The sequence below is a fragment of the Micromonospora sp. C95 genome (assembly GCF_018070465.1).
In the GTDB taxonomy this organism is placed as follows: Bacteria; Actinomycetota; Actinomycetes; order Mycobacteriales; family Micromonosporaceae; genus Micromonospora.
Genome location: NZ_JAGPXT010000006.1, coordinates 60,794 through 76,298, shown reverse-complemented (window position 1 = coordinate 76,298; position 15,505 = coordinate 60,794). Strand labels below are relative to the sequence as shown.

Genomic DNA, 15,505 nt, shown 5'->3' with positions numbered 1-15,505 from the left:
GTGGACCGATGCTGCCACCCGTGGTCGGTGCCGACTGGACGCGGTACGGCGGGCGCCACCGGTAGGTGACGCCCGCCGCGGGGGAGGTGATCAGGTCAGCGGAGCCAGCCGAACCGCTTGACGATCGGCAACCGTGCCCAGGTGCGACCCAGTCCCCAGGTGTCACCGGCGTTGGTCACCGCGATCAGGGCCAGCACGCCGGCGTAGACGAGGTGGTCGTCCATGAAGGGGTTGTTCTCCGGCGGCAGGACGGCCGTCCACATCAGCACCAGCAGCAGACCGCCGGTCGCGGCGGCGACGCGCACCCCGATGCCGAGCAGCAGTGCCGTACCGATGGCGGCCAAGCCGATCATGAAGAGCCAGTCGGCCCAGGCGGCTCCGGCGATGCCGTTGTAGAAGCCCTGGAACGGGCCGGCGGCACCGAAGCTGAGGAAGCCCTTGGTCGGGCTGCCCCCGTTGATCCAGGCGTTCTTCGCCTCGGTGGCGAAGCCCAGGCCGAACACCTTGTCCAGGAAGGCCCAGAGGAAGACCCAGCCGAGCGCCAGGCGGAGCCCGGCGAGCAGGTAGCGGGCGGCCCGCGTACGGAGGTTCTGTTCCTGGCTGGTCTCGGCCACCGGGGCCTCGGCGGCGGTGTTCCGCTCGATCATCGCGGTCATCATGTCCACGTCCCTTCTCTGCTTCGCACCGCGTGTCCCGGTGGCACTTCCATTTGACGTGGCGAGGGCAGGTGGCGATCAGGGCCGGCGGGCCGTTACCGGCCGGGACCTTCGACCCCTGTTCGTCGGGACCGGTGACCGCTGCCGGCCTCCGACCGGCACGTCCGGCCGGGGGTTCAGTGGGCGACGTACAGGTCGGCGAGTTGCGCGGCCAACAGTGCGGGAGCCTCGGCCAACGACGGGCCGTACCAGGTCAGGTGCCGACCGGACACCAGGGCGCAGGGCACGCCGGGAAACGCCTCGGGACCGTCGTCGCGGGTGAAGCGGTACGGCTCGTCCGGCAGCACGACGAGTTCGGGTGCCTGGTCCCGCAGCTGCGGCAGGCTCGGCCGTGGATACCGCTCCGGCTGCTCGGCGTACGGATTGGCGATGCCGAGCCGCCGCAGCAGATCCCCGGCGAACGTGTCGGCGCCGAGCACCACCCAGGGTCGCCGCCAGACCGGAACCACCGCGCGTCGGGGGGCCGGGGCCGGTGCCAGCGCGGCCCACTCTCGACGAGCCTGGGTCAGCCACCGGGGTTGCCGTGCGGAACCCAGGTCGCGCAGCAGGTCGGCCAGCTCGGTCAGCGCATCGTCCACGGTGCGCGGATAGGTCACCCGGATCGGTATGCCCGCCGCGGTCAGCGCGTCGGCGTCGGCCCGCCGGTTCTCCTCGACGTTGAGCAGGACCAGGTCGGGACGGAGCGCGCGGACCCGGTCCAGGTCCGGGTACTTGGTGCCGCCGACCCGCGGCACGTCCAGATCCGCCGGATGGGTGCACCAGTCCGTGGCGCCCACCAGCAGCCCGGGCAGGGTCGTGGCCACCGCCTCGGTCAGCGACGGCACCAGGGAAACCACCCGCACCGTCCACCTCCTCGGCCGGTGACCGGCGGAGCGCCGTCGACCATCGTCCCGTCAGCGGCGGCCCGCCGGGGGAGCCGCCGACATGATCGTCATCCTAGACTCGGTCGGCCGGCGGCAGGAGACCCTTGGTCAGCTGCTGGCGCACCGTGGTCCGGTCTGGCGGCCGCCACCGGCCCGTCAGGAGAGGTTGAAGAGGGCTCATGGGTACCACGATGGACGGTGACCGGGATCGCGAGCTGGCACCGGTGCCGCAGGATGCCGGTCGCGGCCCCGTGCTGATCCGGGCGGAGCAGCGGGTGCACGCCGGGCTGCGCCTGGGCGAGATCGTCCGGCGTCGTCCACCGGGTGTGACCGCGAGCCAGTGGAACACCGCCAGCCGGACGCTCTTCGACCACGTGGTCTGCACGGCGGCGACCGGACGGCCCGAGTTCGCCGTCGAGTTCCGCGCACCGTCGACCGACGCCACCGCCAGGCGGGCCGAGCGGACCACGGAAGCCGTCGCCGCCGCGACCGGCCTGCCGCTGCTGCGGGTCGTCTCCGCCACCCTGCTTACTGCCGGACACGGACCACGGATCGTCGCGTACCTCGTCGACGCCCGCCGGTACGCGGCCGGTGCCGCCGGTCCGGACGAGGTGGCCGTCGGGTTCCGGGACATCGTGGGCCGACTGCCCGACGGGCGCGACGGCGCGGTCAACGACCTTGGCGCGCTCGCCCGGGTCGAGGTGGTGCAGGCGTACGTGGCGCGCCGACTGGCCGACCCCATCCTGCGGGGGCTGCACGTGCACTGGACGCGAGGGCCGGCCGAGGGGTGGAGCTGGGCCGAGGTGCGTCCGGGCGAGGTGCTTGTGGAGCGGGTGACCGCACAGGCCCACGGGTTCTCCTGTGGCGTCGAGCCGGCCCGGTTCGCCGAGGACCTGGCGGTCCTCGCGGTCGGGGAGCGGTTGCGGACGATCGAGGCGAGCGCGCCGTCGCTGGTGCCGCGCGAGGATCTGGTCGCCGACATTCGGCGGTTGCGGGACCGCAGCGACGAACTCGTGGGTGACTTCGCCTACGACCATCTGCTGCCGGCAGTGACCGCCTCTTGAACGGTGCCGTCGAGGGCGGACGGTGACCGCCCGGGCGCGGAAAGAAACATCGAAAAAAAGTTTGCCGCCTTTGAACCGCCGTCGGAGCGGGCCCGTACCTCACCGCGAATGGACAGGAACTCCCCAACCCGCACCGGCAGGCGCGGGAGACGGTGCGGAAAGGGCATCGTCGTTCGTCGACGTGCCACCGGCACGTTCAGGCGGTCACCGTCGAGCGTGCCACCAAGATTCCGTTCGGTCCGTCGAGTCACGAATCAGGAACCGGATCGAGAAGGAGAGCAATTCGATGCGCAGGTCAACCCGGTCGCGCCGACCAACCGGTAACGCGCGGACCAAGCGACTTCTGGCCGTTGGCGCCACGCTCGCCGTCTTCGGCGGCGTCGTCGCCGTGACCCAGATCTCGTCGGCCGGCGACCGACGGTCAAACCAGCAGCAGCGACCGGTGGCAGCCGAATGTGTCGCACCCAGTCCCGGCGCCACCGCGCCGGCCGCTCGCGGCGCCACCACGACCCGCACCTGGCAGAACGGACGCTGGGTGGTCAACCACTGGGGCGACGGGCAGCAGACCGTCGAGGAATGCCAGGAGACCCGCGACGGCACCGACGGCGCGACCGCTGGCGCCTTCGCGGTGGCCTGCCCGGACGTCGTCAGCCGGCTGCCGCAGGTGCCCGACCGGGCCCGCGCCGAGGTCGACCGCAACCTGAACGCGTTGCAGACCCAGATCACCGAGGCCGACGAGCGGCTCGCCGCCGAGGGCGATCGTGGTCAGCGGTTCATCCGTAACGCCATTCTCAACCCGCTGGCCAGCAAGCGTCGGGCGACCCTCGGTCGGATCACGATCGCCATCGACCGCTTCGGCCCCCGGCCGCGCGGCCTGGGCAACCTGGCCACCTGCCAGGTGCAGCCGGTCGACAACAACGACGGCGGCGACGGTGGCGACAACGGTGGCGACAACGGCAACAACAACGGCCTGGACGTGCTGGCGAACAACTGTGACAACAGTCAGCTGCAGGCGCACGACGGCTTCCAGAACGGCAACCGCTGCATCAGCACCGCCTTCGGCGAGGTCGGTTCCGCGGCCAACAATCCGTCGCTGCTGATCACCGACTTCCCGCAGCAGATCAACCGCAACGAGGGGTTCTCCATCCAGGTCAGCACCCGCAACCTCGTTCGGGACCGGTTCCTGCCGGCCGGGCAGGGTGGCTACTACCTGGAGAGCTCGCTGCTCAACGGGCAGGGCCTGACCCGTGGCCACTTCCACACCGCCTGCCGGATGCTGAACAACACGGACGAGGCGCCCGCGCCCGAGCCGGTGCCGGCCTTCTTCGTCGCCACCGAGGACGGTGGCGGCGGAGCCGAGCCGGACCAGGTGACCATCCAGATTCCGGGCCTGCCGGACTCCGGTACCGCACAGTGTGCGGTCTGGGCCGGTGACGGTTCGCACCGTATCCCGATGTCGGAGCGGGCCAACCAGACTCCCGCCTTCGACGCGGTGCGTATCCAGGTCAACTGACGCCTGACCCGCGGCGGGGCCGCGGCCGGGCTGGCGGCCGCGCCGTTTCACCACGCCCCCGCGGCGGGCCCCCCCGCACAATACCGGGCGCCCCCGCCACACGTCGGTAAGCCGGGCGACCCTGTCGTAACCCGGCCCCAGGCCGCGCTATAACCGACCCAAACCGCGCCCGAGCAACATTCTCGCTGCTCAGCGGTTCTTGTACGCCTCGGTCACCTCGACCGGGATGCGACCCCGCTCGGAAATCTTGTAGCCGTTCTGGACCGCCCATTCGCGGACGGCGCGGTTCTGCTCGCGGTTCATTCCGGGGGCGCCGGAACCGATGGTACGACGTGGGCTACGGCTCGTGTCGGTAGCGCCACGGCCGAGGCGCCGGCCGGCATTGATAAACGGATCCAACGACTTGCGCAGGACGCCCGCGTTCTCGTCGGAAACGTCGATGGTGTACGCCACGCCATCCAAGCTGAACTCGACCGTGCGGTCGGCCTTTCCGCCGTCGAGGTCGTCGGTCAGCACCGTGATTACTTGTTTGGCCATCGTCGATTACTCCTTGTGTCTGGCGGGGTGTGCTCAAAGTTTGACTGATCGTCCACCAATTGCGCAACAAAAGCGCGTCGCGCGGCGGTTCGCGTTTTGCGCGGCATCGAAATCCCCGATTTCGGATCTGCTCGGCGTGGGTACGGGTCGACGTGCCGGACGGTCGAAGCCACCGCGACGGGCCGGCGTGCCGTGTGCCGGGTCACACCGAGGAACAACCTGGGCCCGTGATGACTTGAGCCAGACACGCTCAACCCAACGCGATAGCAGGTGTTCGATGGCAACTCTTCCGGTACTTCCACTGACCGACGCCGTGCTGCTGCCCGGCATGGTCATCCCGGTGACCCTCGACCCCACCACCCAGGCCGCCGTCGACGCGGCCCGGGCAACCGGCGACCGCACGCTGCTCGCCGTGCCCCGCCTGGACGGCGAGTACGGCTCCGTCGGCGCGATCGCCACCATCGAGAAGGTGGGGCGGCTGCCCAGCGGCGAGCCCGCGGCCGTGATCCGTGGTCTCGCCCGTGCCCGAATCGGCTCCGGGGTGCCCGGGCCTGGCGCGGCGCTCTGGGTCGAGGCGACCGAGATCGACGAGCCCGCCCCGGCCGGCAAGGCACGGGAACTGGCCCGCGAGTACCGCGCCCTGGTGACCTCCGTGCTGCAGCAACGCGGCGCGTGGCAGGTCATCGACGCGGTGGAGCGGATGACCGACCTCTCCGAACTGGCCGACTCGGCCGGCTACGCGCCCTGGCTGACCCTGGCGCAGAAGACCGAACTGCTCGCCGCGCCGGACGTCACCGCCCGGCTGGAACTGCTCGTCGGCTGGGTCAAGGACCACCTGGCCGAGCAGGAGGTCACCGAGCAGATCAACTCCGATGTCCGCGAGGGGCTGGAGAAGTCGCAGCGGGAGTTCCTGCTGCGTCAGCAGCTCGCCGCCATCCGCAAGGAACTCGGCGAGGACGCCCCGGATGGCTCGGCCGACTACCGGGCCCGCGTCGAGGCCGCCGACCTGCCCGAGAAGGTACGCGAGGCGGCGCTACGGGAGGTCGGCAAACTGGAGCGGGCCAGCGACGCCTCGCCGGAGGCGGGCTGGATCCGTACCTGGCTCGACACGGTGCTGGAGATGCCGTGGAGCACGCGGACCGAGGACAACACCGACCTGTCGGCGGCGCGCGAGGTGCTCGACGCCGACCACGCCGGCCTGGCCGACGTCAAGGACCGCATCCTGGAGTACCTGGCGGTGCGCAACCGGCGCGCCGAGCGTGACCTCGGCGTGGTCGGCGGCCGTGGCTCCGGTGCCGTGCTGGCCCTCGCGGGCCCGCCCGGCGTCGGCAAGACCAGCCTCGGCGAGTCGGTCGCCCGGGCCCTCGGCCGGACCTTCGTCCGGGTCTCCCTCGGCGGCATCCGCGACGAGGCGGAGATCCGGGGACACCGCCGCACCTACGTGGGCGCGCTGCCCGGCCGGATCGTCCGGGCGCTGCGCGAGGCGGGCTCGATGAACCCCGTGGTGCTGCTCGACGAGGTGGACAAGGTCTCCGTGGGATACGCGGGCGACCCGGCAGCGGCCCTGCTGGAGGTGCTCGACCCGGCCCAGAACCACACCTTCCGGGACCACTACCTGGAGGTCGATCTCGACCTGTCCGATGTGCTGTTCCTGGCCACCGCAAACGTGGTGGAGGCCATCCCCGGCCCGCTGCTGGACCGGATGGAACTGGTCACCCTGGACGGGTACACCGAGGACGAGAAGGTGGCCATCGCCCGCGACCACCTGCTGCCGCGCCAGCGGGAGCGGGCCGGGCTGACCGCCGACGAGATCGACGTGGACGCCGAGGCGTTGGCCCGCGTCGCCGGGGAGTACACCCGCGAGGCCGGCGTACGGCAGCTGGAGCGGGCCCTGGCGAAGATCATGCGGAAGGTGACCGTGACCCTGGCCGACGACCCGACGCCGGTCCGCGTCGGCGCCGACGACCTGGTCCGCTACCTCGGCCGGCCGAAGCACACTCCGGAGTCGGCGGAACGCACCGCGACACCGGGCGTGGCCACCGGACTGGCCGTCACCGGCGCCGGGGGAGACGTGTTGTTCATCGAGGCGACGAGCATGGAGGGCGAGCCGGGGCTGACCCTCACCGGTCAGCTCGGCGACGTGATGAAGGAGTCGGCGCACATCGCGCTCTCCTACCTACGGGCCAACGGCCGCCGCCTCGGCCTGGACCCGAACGCCCTCGCCGGGCGGCGGATCCACCTGCACGTCCCGGCGGGTGCGGTGCCCAAGGACGGCCCCAGCGCCGGCATCACCATGGTCACCGCCCTGGCGTCGTTGGCCAGCGGCCGGCCGGTACGCCCCGAGTTCGGGATGACCGGCGAGGTGACCCTCTCCGGTCGGGTGCTGCCCATCGGCGGCGTGAAGCAGAAGCTGCTCGCCGCCCACCGGGCCGGACTGACCGAGGTGATCATCCCGGCCCGCAACGAACCGGACCTCGACGACCTGCCGACCGAGGTGCGCGAGGCGCTGACCGTGCACACCCTGGCCGACGTCGCCGACGTACTCGCCCTGGCGCTGCGCCCGGCCGAGATCGACCCGGCGTCGTTGGGCGGGCAACGCGTCACCGCCGCCTGAGACCGGGGAGGGGCACCTCGTGACAGGTGCCCCTCCCGCCCGACTCAGCGGCGGTCGCGGCGGTCCCGGCGGTCGCCGCCGTCGAAACGGCCCTCGCCGGGACGTCCCTCGCGGTCGCGGCGGACGGTGGCCTTGCGGCCCTTGATGGTGCTGCCGCGCAGCCCGGCGATCACCTCGTCGGCCACCGCCACGGGCACCTCGACCAGAGAGAACCGATCAGCGATCTCGATCGAGCCGATGTCCCTGCCCCGGACCCCGGTCTCACCGGTGATCGCGCCGACCAGATCCTGCGGGCGTACCCCGGCCCGCCGGCCCACCCCGATGAAGACCTGGGTGGTGCCGGCGGTACGGGGACGCGCCGGCCGGCGCTCACCCCGGCCCTCGTACCCCGCCGCCCGGCCCTCTCGGGCTGGGCGGACCGCGACCTGCGGGATCTCCTCCTCCGCCTCGTCGGAGCCGGGCAGCGTCGCCTCGTGGGCCAGCTTCACCGCGGCGAGCGCCACCTCCATCAGGTCGAACTCGTCGCTGAGCGTCTCGACGATCACCCGGAACGGATCCAGGTCGTCCTCCAGCAGGCTCTCCCGCAGCGCGGCCTGGGTCAGCTCCAGTCGACGGGTCCGCAGGTCGGCGACCGTGGGAATCTTGTCGATGGTGATCCGCTGGCCGGTGACCCGCTCGATGGTCTTGAGCATCCGGTGCTCCCGGGGCTCGGCCAGAGTGATCGCGACGCCCTCCCGACCGGCCCGGCCCACCCGACCGATGCGGTGCACGTACGACTCGGGTGCCGACGGCACGTCGAAGTTGACCACGTGGCTGAGCTGCTCCACGTCGAGCCCACGGGCCGCCACGTCGGTGGCGACCAGCAGGTCCGCGGTGCCCGCGCGCAGCCGCCCCATCACCCGGTCCCGCTGCTCCTGGCTCATGCCGCCGTGCAGTGCCTCGGCCCGGTAACCGCGACCGTTCATCGTCTCGGTGAGCCGGTCCACCTCCTCCCGGCTGCGGCAGAACACGATCGCCGCCGTGGGGGACTCGACGTCCAGCACGCGCCCCAACGCCGCCGGCTTGTGCGCCCGTGGCACCAGGTACGCGCTCTGCCGTACCCGGGGGGCCTCGCCGGCCACCGGTTGCTCGCGGGCGATCAGGATGCGCACCGGGTCGGTCAGGTGCGCTCGGGCCATCCCGTCGATACGCGCCGGCATGGTGGCGGAGAAGAGCAACGTCTGTCGCTGCTCGGGGGCGTGTTCCAGGATCGACTCGATGTCCTCGGCGAACCCCATGTCGAGCATCTCGTCAGCCTCGTCCAGCACCACGCTGGCGAGGTTGCCCAGCCGCAGCGTGCCCCGGGCGATGTGGTCCAGAGCGCGGCCGGGGGTGGCCACCACGACGTCGACCCCGGCGTCCAGCGCCCGCAGCTGCCGACCGATCGGCTGCCCTCCGTAGATCGGCAGCACCCGGGCGCCGAGATCCTTGCCGTAGCGGTGGAACGCCTCGGAGACCTGCACCGCGAGTTCCCGGGTCGGCACCAGCACCAGCGCGAGCGGGTCGTCGCCGGCCCGGTCGTCGGGCATCCGCTGCAACAACGGCAGGGCGAACGCCGCCGTCTTGCCCGTGCCCGTCGCCGCCTGCCCGAGCAGGTCCCGGCCGGCCAGCAGCGGCGGAATCGCCTCCCGCTGGATCGGCGTGGGCTCCTCGTACCCGAGCGCGGCGAGCGCGGCGAGCAGTTCGGGCCGCAGCCCGAGATCCGTGAAGGCGGGCGGCTCGGTGGACGGGTCGGGCAGTACGGACGTGGAACTCATGGGTCAAGCCTTTCATCACGCCCACCGGTCCGCTGCGGCGACCACCCGAACATGTGCGCGGGGTCGCCGGCGGCGGCGCGACCACGGACGACGCGGTCTTGTCGACAGCCGATCGGCAGCCCGGGAGGGGGTCGGCGGTGACCTAGCGTGGGCCGGTGCGCTGCGCAGCTGGATCACCGTCTGGACCGAGCGGCTCGGTCGGTTCTTCGAGCAGGTGGGCCACCCGCCGGGGCGGGCGCGGACCCAGGCGCGGATGGCGATGGCGATGACCCGGGGCGTGCTGTTCGAGTTGGCGCTCACCGGTGACCGGGCGACAGCCGACGCCACCATGGCGGCCTTCCTGGATTCCACCCGTCCGACCAGCTGAGCCGGCTGAGGTTTCGTGGTGCCTGCCCGTCGGCGTGGTCTGCCACGCCTTAGGGGGATACGGGAGTATTGCTCGTACTAATCCGGATCGGTGACGTTACTTTCTGTTACGAGCGATCATCGCGGCGGCAGAGAGGACCGATCATGCGAGTGCCCAGCCGAAGCCCGGGACACCGGCCCGGTCCTGCCGTCACCCCGGCTCGCCGTCGCCCCCGGGGCATCGTGCGCCCGCTCACCGCGGCCCCGCCCGACCTGGCGGCCTACCGCGACGCCGTGGCCGAGCTGCTGGTCGAGGTGAGTGCGCTGGCCGGAGTGAGCAGCGCGAAGGCCCGCCAGGTGCTGATCGACCAGCGACTGCGGGAGCCGGCCATCATGCAGGTGCTCGACGCCACCTCCCAGGGTCTGATCGGAGCCCGCGAAACCCTGCTGCTGGAGATGGCCCGGTACCAGCCGAACGAGCGCAGCTCCGCCGCCGACCTGACCGCTCTGGTGCGCATCTACCTGCTGTCCCGCGTCGACGTGATGTGGTGGCGCGATGCCACCACGTTCCTCACCGACGCCGAGGTCGACCACAGCGCCGAGCTGGTCGACCTGGAGTGGCTGCGGCGGCGCGGACTGCTGCGGTTCCGGTACACCGAACAGCCGCGCACGCTCGTCGGCCGGGGGGTACGGGCGCTGCGCCGCCGGATGCTGCCCGACGCCACGCCGCGTACCGCCGGGTTGTGGTTCCGCCGCGCCCGCCGTGAGGTGATCGCCCTGCTCAACGACATCGGTCGTGAGTTCGCCGCCGCCACCCCGGCGGGCACCCCGCCGCTGTGGGTGACAAGCCTGGTCCGCAGCGCCGAGCACCAGTACCGGTTGCGGCGTCTCGGGTACGCGGCGATGGTGCCCAGCGGCCACTGCCTGGGCTGGGCGGTGGATGTGGAGATGGACTGGTACCGCCGCTTCGGGGTGCGGGACACCCTTGCCGGGCTGCTGCTGAACCGGCAGCGGGCGGGTGAGATCAACGTGGTCGACGAGGGGCAGGCATGGCACGTCTGCCTCGCACCGGCGGCGGCGCTGCGGCTGCGTCGCGCGTACGAGGCCGAAATGGGGATCTGACGATGTGCGGGATCATGCTCAGCATCGGCCCCGAGGCCGATCCGGCGATGTTCCGGCGGAGGCTCACCACACTCGCACCACGAGGCGAGGTGACCGAGACCCGGCACGAGACCGGGCTGCTCGCCGGCACCCGGCGGCTGCGGGTGGTGGACCGGGAGCGCGCGGTGCAGCCCTGGGTCTCCGCCGACGAGCGTTGGCTGCTCTGTTACAACGGCGAGGTCTTCAACCACCACGAGTTGCGGGCCGAGTTGACCGCCCTCGGCCACCAGTTCCGCAGCGTCAGCGACACCGAGGTGGTGCTGGCCGCCTTCGAGCACTGGGGCGAGCGGGTGGTGAGCCACCTGCGCGGCGAGTACGCCTTCGTCGTGGTGGAACGGGCCACCAGGCGCGCGTACCTGGTCCGGGATCCGCTCGGCGTCAAGCCGCTGTACTGGGCGCGGACTCCCGGGTGCCTGCACCTCGCCAGCGAGGTGAAGGCGTTGGTCCGGCTGGGCGCGCCGATCAACGAGGTACCGCCGGGGCACCACGGGTGGGCCGACGCCGACGGTGACCCGCAGCTGCGGCCGTACGTGGACCTGCTCGCCCTCGGTGCGGGCCGGCCGGTGGTGGCGGACCCGGACGAGGCCGCCCTGCTCGTCCGTGCCGCCCTCACCGACAGCCTCCGGGTGCGGTTGGACACCGACCTGACGGTCGGTGTGGTGCTCTCCGGGGGCCTGGACAGCTCCCTGGCGCTGCTGCACGCGGCGCAACTGCACCCGGACTGCGTCGCGGTCACCGTCGGGGTGCCGGAGAGCCCGGACCTGGCGTACGCGCGGCGGCTGGCGAAGGATCTCGGCGTCGCGCACGAGGTGGTGGAGCTGCGCCCGCGCGACATCCGGCTGGCCGACGTGCGGGAGGCGATCCGGATCTCCGAGCTGACCGAGTACGGCGACATCATCAACGCGGTCGTCTCGGTGCCGATCTTCCGGCGGCTGCGGGAGCTGGGCGTCAAGGTGGTGCTCACCGGCGACGGCTCGGACGAGCTGTTCGGTGGCTACCCCATGTACCACGAGGTCGGTCCGCAGGCGTCCCGGCGACTCTTCCTGCACAAGATCCGCAACCTGTGCCGGACCGAGTTGCAGCGGGTCGACCGGACCAGCATGGCCTTCGGTGTCGAGGCCCGGGTGCCCTTCCTCGACCTCGCGCTTGTCGAGTTGGCGATGCGGTTGCCGATCGATTTGAAACTACGGGACGGCCAGGAGAAGTGGATCGTCCGGCGGGCCTTCGCCGACATGCTGCCCGACTACATCCGGCGTCGGCCGAAGAACCCCATGTCGTACTCCTCCGGGCTGCACGAGCGGGCCCGGCTGTACAAGCCGCTCTTCGCCCGCCTGCACCGCTCGTTCGGCTACCACCTGCTGGAGCCGGTCCGCCGCGACTTCGACAGCGTGCTGATGCGCTGCGGCAACGACCTGGACGCCGCGCTCGCCGCCGGGCGGGCGAGGCCCGACTACACGGTGCTCGAACACGCCCGCGATCTGGTCGGCGCGGCGAAGTGGAACGCCACCCCGATCATGCGCCGGCTGGTGTCGCCGCGCCGCAACCGCGGCGACGAGGCCCCACTGCCCGGCTGAGGCGTTGCCGACGTCCGGTGGCCCGGGCTTGACTCTGACACGGTGTCAGCGCCGACCGTGGAGGTGCCATGTTGACCATCGGAGACTTCGCCAGTCTGGGCCGCGTGTCGGTACGGATGCTCCGGCACTACGACAGCCTCGGGCTGCTGCCGCCGGCCGCCGTCGACCCGCACAGCGGCTACCGCTACTACACCGCCGCCCAGCTGGGTCGGCTCAACCGGGTGATCGCGCTGAAGGACCTGGGGCTGACCCTGGCCCAGGTGCGGGCGATCCTCGACGAGACCGTCGACCTGGGCGAGCTGCGGGGCATGCTACGGCTGCGCCGGGCCCAGTTGGCGGCCCAGCTGGCGGCGGACACGGCGCGGCTGTCAAGCGTCGAGGCGAGGCTCCACATGATCGAGACGGAGGGTCGGATGACCAGCCAGGATGTCGTACTCAAGCAGGTGCCACCGATCCGGGTCGCGGAGCTGAGTGCCGTCGCCCGCAGCTACGAGCCCGCGGACATCGGTCCGGTACTGACGCCGCTCTACCCGGAGCTGTTCCGCCGGCTGGAGGCAGCCGGGGTAAACCCGGCCGGGCCGGCCGTTGCCTGGTACGACCAGGCCGCCGACGGCGAGGGCGTGGTCGTGCATGCCGGGGTGGGGATCGAGGGCGAGGCGGCGGCCGGTGGCGTCGCCGTGGTGGAACTGCCGGCGATCACGGCGGCGACGACGATCCACCACGGCCCGATGGACACGGCCGACCGCAGCATGCAGGTGCTGGCCCGCTGGATCGAGGAGAACGACTGGCGGACCGACGGCTACGCGCGCGAGCTCTACGTGGATTACTGGCCCGAGGAGGCCGACAAGGGGGTCACCGAGTTGCAGCTACCGGTGCGTCGGGCCTGAAACGAGCGGCGACCGGCCGTCCGCCAGTCGCCCGCCGCCGATCGGGGGTGGGCCGGGTACGCGGCGACGTCACCGTTGCCCGGCCGAGGCCGGGTGCGGCGGGCGGCCGGTCGGCGGGTCGCGAGCACGTCGAAGACGCCGGCGGCCGCGGTCAGTTCGGCGAGGACCACCACGGTGCCGAGGAAGATCAGCAGCGGCAGGATCCGGCCGAGGACGGCAGCGGCCTCGGGACGGGGCAGCAGCCCGGTCGCGACGCAGCCGGCCCCGATGGCGGCGAGCGCGACGGCGATCGCGTCGAGCGGGTGGGGGCGGCGCCGGGTCGGTCGGAGCGGGGCGGGCGCGGCAGCCCCGGTGGAGGTCGCGGTCGGCCATCCTGACAGGCCCGGCGTACGCTGCCGGTTTCGGTGCCGTTGCCGGTGACGGCGGGCACGGCCGGCGGAGCTGCGACGGCCTGCCGACCGCACCCGGGCTGGATGATGTCGGCAGGCCGCCGCCGGTGTGCCCCGCTCAGCCGGCGGGCGGGTACGGGTCGTCCCGGTAGGTGTACTCGGTCTCGATCTTTCCGTCGGCCGTGTGCACCACGAGCTGGCTGGGCTCGTTGCCGTGTGCCGTCTCGCGTCCGGCCTCGACCGCCCGTTGCTTCGTGTCGTACGTCCCGACGACCGTGCTGCCCTGCTCGACCTTCCAGCCGGCGCCGTCGGGCACCACGTGGTACTCGTTGCGCGTCATCGCACACCCCTTCCCTGCGTGACGGACGAGGTACCCGGGACGGGCGGGAGAAAACGCGACAACCGGTGCGGCTGTTGCGCGACCGGGCCCGGCCACCCCAGCGGGGGCGACCGGGCCCGGTCGGTGTGCTGGTCCTACCAGCTCAGGTAGCTGGGCTGGGTCTGCACGTTCAGCTCACGGAAGTGGGCCAGCTTGGCCGTCCACGTCCGCCAGTCGTTGAGCGCGAGCACGTCGAACCCCTTCTGGATGTCGGAGGAGTAGATGTGCCCGTTGTAGTAGTAGGCCGACCAGGAGCCACCCACGATGAGCTGGCTGTCCGACAGCGGTCCGCGCTCCCAGTAGCCGATCTCCTTCGGCTTGCGGGAGTTGGTGAAGTCCCACACCGAGATGCCGCCCTGGTACCAGGCCTGGACCATGATGTCCTTGCCGAGCACCGGAATGAGCGAGCCGTTGTGGGCCACGCAGTTCTCGGTGTCGCCGTTGGTCCGCGGGATCTTGTAGTAGCTGCGGAACTCCAGCTCGCGCTTGTCGCCCCGACCGGTGATGTCGTAGATGGCGTTGGCGCCGCGCTCCGGGCCCACGGCCTCGTTGCAGGTGGCGCCGCCCCCACCGCCCAGCTCGTCGGTGAAGACGACCTTGGTGCCGCGGTTGTTGAAGGTGGCCGAGTGCCAGAACGCGAAGTTTGTGGTGTCCCGCACGGTGTGCAGCACCCGCGGTGCCTCCCGCTTGCTGATGTCCAGCAGCACCCCGTCACCCATGCAGGCACCGGCGGCGAGGTCCTTGGACGGGTACGCGGTGATGTCGTGGCAACCGGTGGTGGCCGAGCCGCCGGTACGACCCTCGTAGCCACCGTCGGGGAAGAGGTTCGGCGTGGCGACCACGGCCGCGTCGGTCGGCTTCTTCAGCGGCACCTTGACGATGCTGATCGAGTCGTGCGGCGGCTGGCAGTCCGGGAAGGCGGCGTTCGGGCTGTACGAGGAGACGTACAGGTAGACCGACTTCTTGTCCTTCGCCGGTACCAGCGTGTGGGTGTGCGAGCCGCAGGCCGTCTCGACCGCCTTGATGTACCGCGGGCTGGCCTTGTGCTTGATGTCGAAGATCTTGATGCCCTCCCACGATTCCTTGATCGTGGCGGACTGGGAGGTGCTGCTGCACGAGTCGTCGTTGCGGGACGAGTCCGTCGACAGGAAGAGCAGGTCACCGTAGACGGTGACGTCGTTCTGTGCGCCCGGGCAGAGCACCTGCGAGACGATCGTCGGCTTGCTCGGCTTGGACACGTCGTAGATGACGAAGCCGTCGTAGTTGCCGACGAAGGCGTACCTGCCCTGGAAGGCGATGTCGCTGCCGAGCGCCGCGGTGGTGTTGAACGGCGCCTGCTTCGGCAGATTGGCGATCAGCTTGAGGTTGGGGCTGCTGGCGATCTCGTCGACACCCAGGGGTGCCTCGACGGCTGCGGCGGACTCGACGGCCGCTTGCGAGACCGTCTGCGCGTTGCCGGGTGAGGCAACGGCGATGCTGGCGAGGAGGAGCCCGGTGGCGGCCACACTGACGATGCGCAGTTGCCGCCCCCGTGGCAGGGTCGATCCGACCATCGGCGACGCCCTTCGGAAGGGTAGTGACGTTGGTCGTACCCTACTCGCGGATGAGATTCATCGATGTGATCCACGTCACCTTTTGCGTCCAATGTGAAGGGATGCGATCGCAGC

The 15,505-nt window shown here is 71.5% G+C and carries 14 protein-coding genes; 7 read left to right on the top strand and 7 right to left on the bottom strand.

The features are described from left to right. Positions 1-95: 95 nt before the first annotated feature. Together KBX00_RS09565 and KBX00_RS09560 are read right to left on the bottom strand one after the other, a co-directional pair. Complete coding sequence (locus KBX00_RS09565; protein ID WP_210825712.1) at positions 96-656, bottom strand: DoxX family membrane protein; 561 nt, start codon at positions 654-656, stop codon at positions 96-98. 176 nt (positions 657-832) lie between these two features. Then, on the bottom strand, positions 833-1,558 hold the full coding sequence (locus KBX00_RS09560) for a helical backbone metal receptor (RefSeq protein ID WP_210825400.1): 726 nt from the start codon (positions 1,556-1,558) through the stop codon (positions 833-835). A gap of 200 nt (positions 1,559-1,758) precedes the next feature. On the opposite strand from KBX00_RS09560, the gene KBX00_RS09555 reads away from it, so the two are divergent. After that, complete coding sequence (locus tag KBX00_RS09555) at positions 1,759-2,643, top strand: DUF2726 domain-containing protein (RefSeq protein ID WP_301547646.1); 885 nt, start codon at positions 1,759-1,761, stop codon at positions 2,641-2,643. A 286-nt stretch (positions 2,644-2,929) separates the two neighbouring features. Then, entirely contained in the window at positions 2,930-4,156 is a 1,227-nt protein-coding gene (locus KBX00_RS09550) for a hypothetical protein (protein ID WP_210825398.1), read from the top strand. A 189-nt stretch (positions 4,157-4,345) separates the two neighbouring features. On the opposite strand, the gene KBX00_RS09545 is transcribed toward KBX00_RS09550, so the two are convergent. Next, positions 4,346-4,693 carry an Lsr2 family protein gene (locus KBX00_RS09545; protein ID WP_210825396.1) on the bottom strand — a complete coding sequence of 116 codons (348 nt, stop codon included), beginning with the start codon at positions 4,691-4,693 and terminating at the stop codon, positions 4,346-4,348. Between the two features lie 277 nt (positions 4,694-4,970). Between KBX00_RS09545 and lon the strand changes: the two genes are divergently transcribed. Next, positions 4,971-7,307 carry an endopeptidase La gene (gene lon / locus KBX00_RS09540; RefSeq protein WP_210825394.1) on the top strand — a complete coding sequence of 779 codons (2,337 nt, stop codon included), beginning with the start codon at positions 4,971-4,973 and terminating at the stop codon, positions 7,305-7,307. A 44-nt stretch (positions 7,308-7,351) separates the two neighbouring features. Here lon and KBX00_RS09535 read toward each other — a convergent pair whose 3' ends face one another. Continuing rightward, positions 7,352-9,103, bottom strand: coding sequence for a DEAD/DEAH box helicase (locus KBX00_RS09535; RefSeq protein ID WP_210825391.1), 1,752 nt, complete (start codon positions 9,101-9,103; stop codon positions 7,352-7,354). Here KBX00_RS09535 and KBX00_RS09530 point away from each other — a divergent pair. The 4 genes from KBX00_RS09530 to KBX00_RS09515 all read left to right on the top strand — a co-directional run bounded on the left by KBX00_RS09530 (position 9,102) and on the right by KBX00_RS09515 (position 13,070). Beyond that, complete coding sequence (locus KBX00_RS09530; protein WP_210825389.1) at positions 9,102-9,470, top strand: hypothetical protein; 369 nt, start codon at positions 9,102-9,104, stop codon at positions 9,468-9,470. The genes KBX00_RS09535 and KBX00_RS09530 overlap by 2 nt on opposite strands. A gap of 143 nt (positions 9,471-9,613) precedes the next feature. Next, the gene (locus KBX00_RS09525; protein WP_210825387.1) at positions 9,614-10,570 is read left to right on the top strand and encodes a DUF5715 family protein; all 957 of its coding nucleotides are present in this window, start codon (positions 9,614-9,616) and stop codon (positions 10,568-10,570) included. A 2-nt stretch (positions 10,571-10,572) separates the two neighbouring features. Then, positions 10,573-12,183 carry an asparagine synthetase B gene (locus KBX00_RS09520; protein WP_210825385.1) on the top strand — a complete coding sequence of 537 codons (1,611 nt, stop codon included), beginning with the start codon at positions 10,573-10,575 and terminating at the stop codon, positions 12,181-12,183. A gap of 68 nt (positions 12,184-12,251) precedes the next feature. Beyond that, positions 12,252-13,070, top strand: coding sequence for a MerR family transcriptional regulator (locus KBX00_RS09515; RefSeq protein WP_210825383.1), 819 nt, complete (start codon positions 12,252-12,254; stop codon positions 13,068-13,070). Here KBX00_RS09515 and KBX00_RS29180 read toward each other — a convergent pair. The 3 genes from KBX00_RS29180 to KBX00_RS09500 form a co-directional block, all read right to left on the bottom strand. Next, the gene (locus KBX00_RS29180) at positions 13,007-13,534 is read right to left on the bottom strand and encodes a hypothetical protein (protein ID WP_301547645.1); all 528 of its coding nucleotides are present in this window, start codon (positions 13,532-13,534) and stop codon (positions 13,007-13,009) included. The two genes, KBX00_RS09515 and KBX00_RS29180, sit on opposite strands and share 64 nt — an antisense overlap. A gap of 43 nt (positions 13,535-13,577) precedes the next feature. Next, the gene (locus KBX00_RS09505) at positions 13,578-13,799 is read right to left on the bottom strand and encodes a DUF2188 domain-containing protein (RefSeq protein ID WP_210825381.1); all 222 of its coding nucleotides are present in this window, start codon (positions 13,797-13,799) and stop codon (positions 13,578-13,580) included. 134 nt (positions 13,800-13,933) lie between these two features. Continuing rightward, positions 13,934-15,391, bottom strand: a complete 1,458-nt coding sequence (locus KBX00_RS09500) for an LVIVD repeat-containing protein (RefSeq protein WP_210825380.1) — start codon at positions 15,389-15,391, stop codon at positions 13,934-13,936. Positions 15,392-15,505 lie beyond the last annotated feature (114 nt).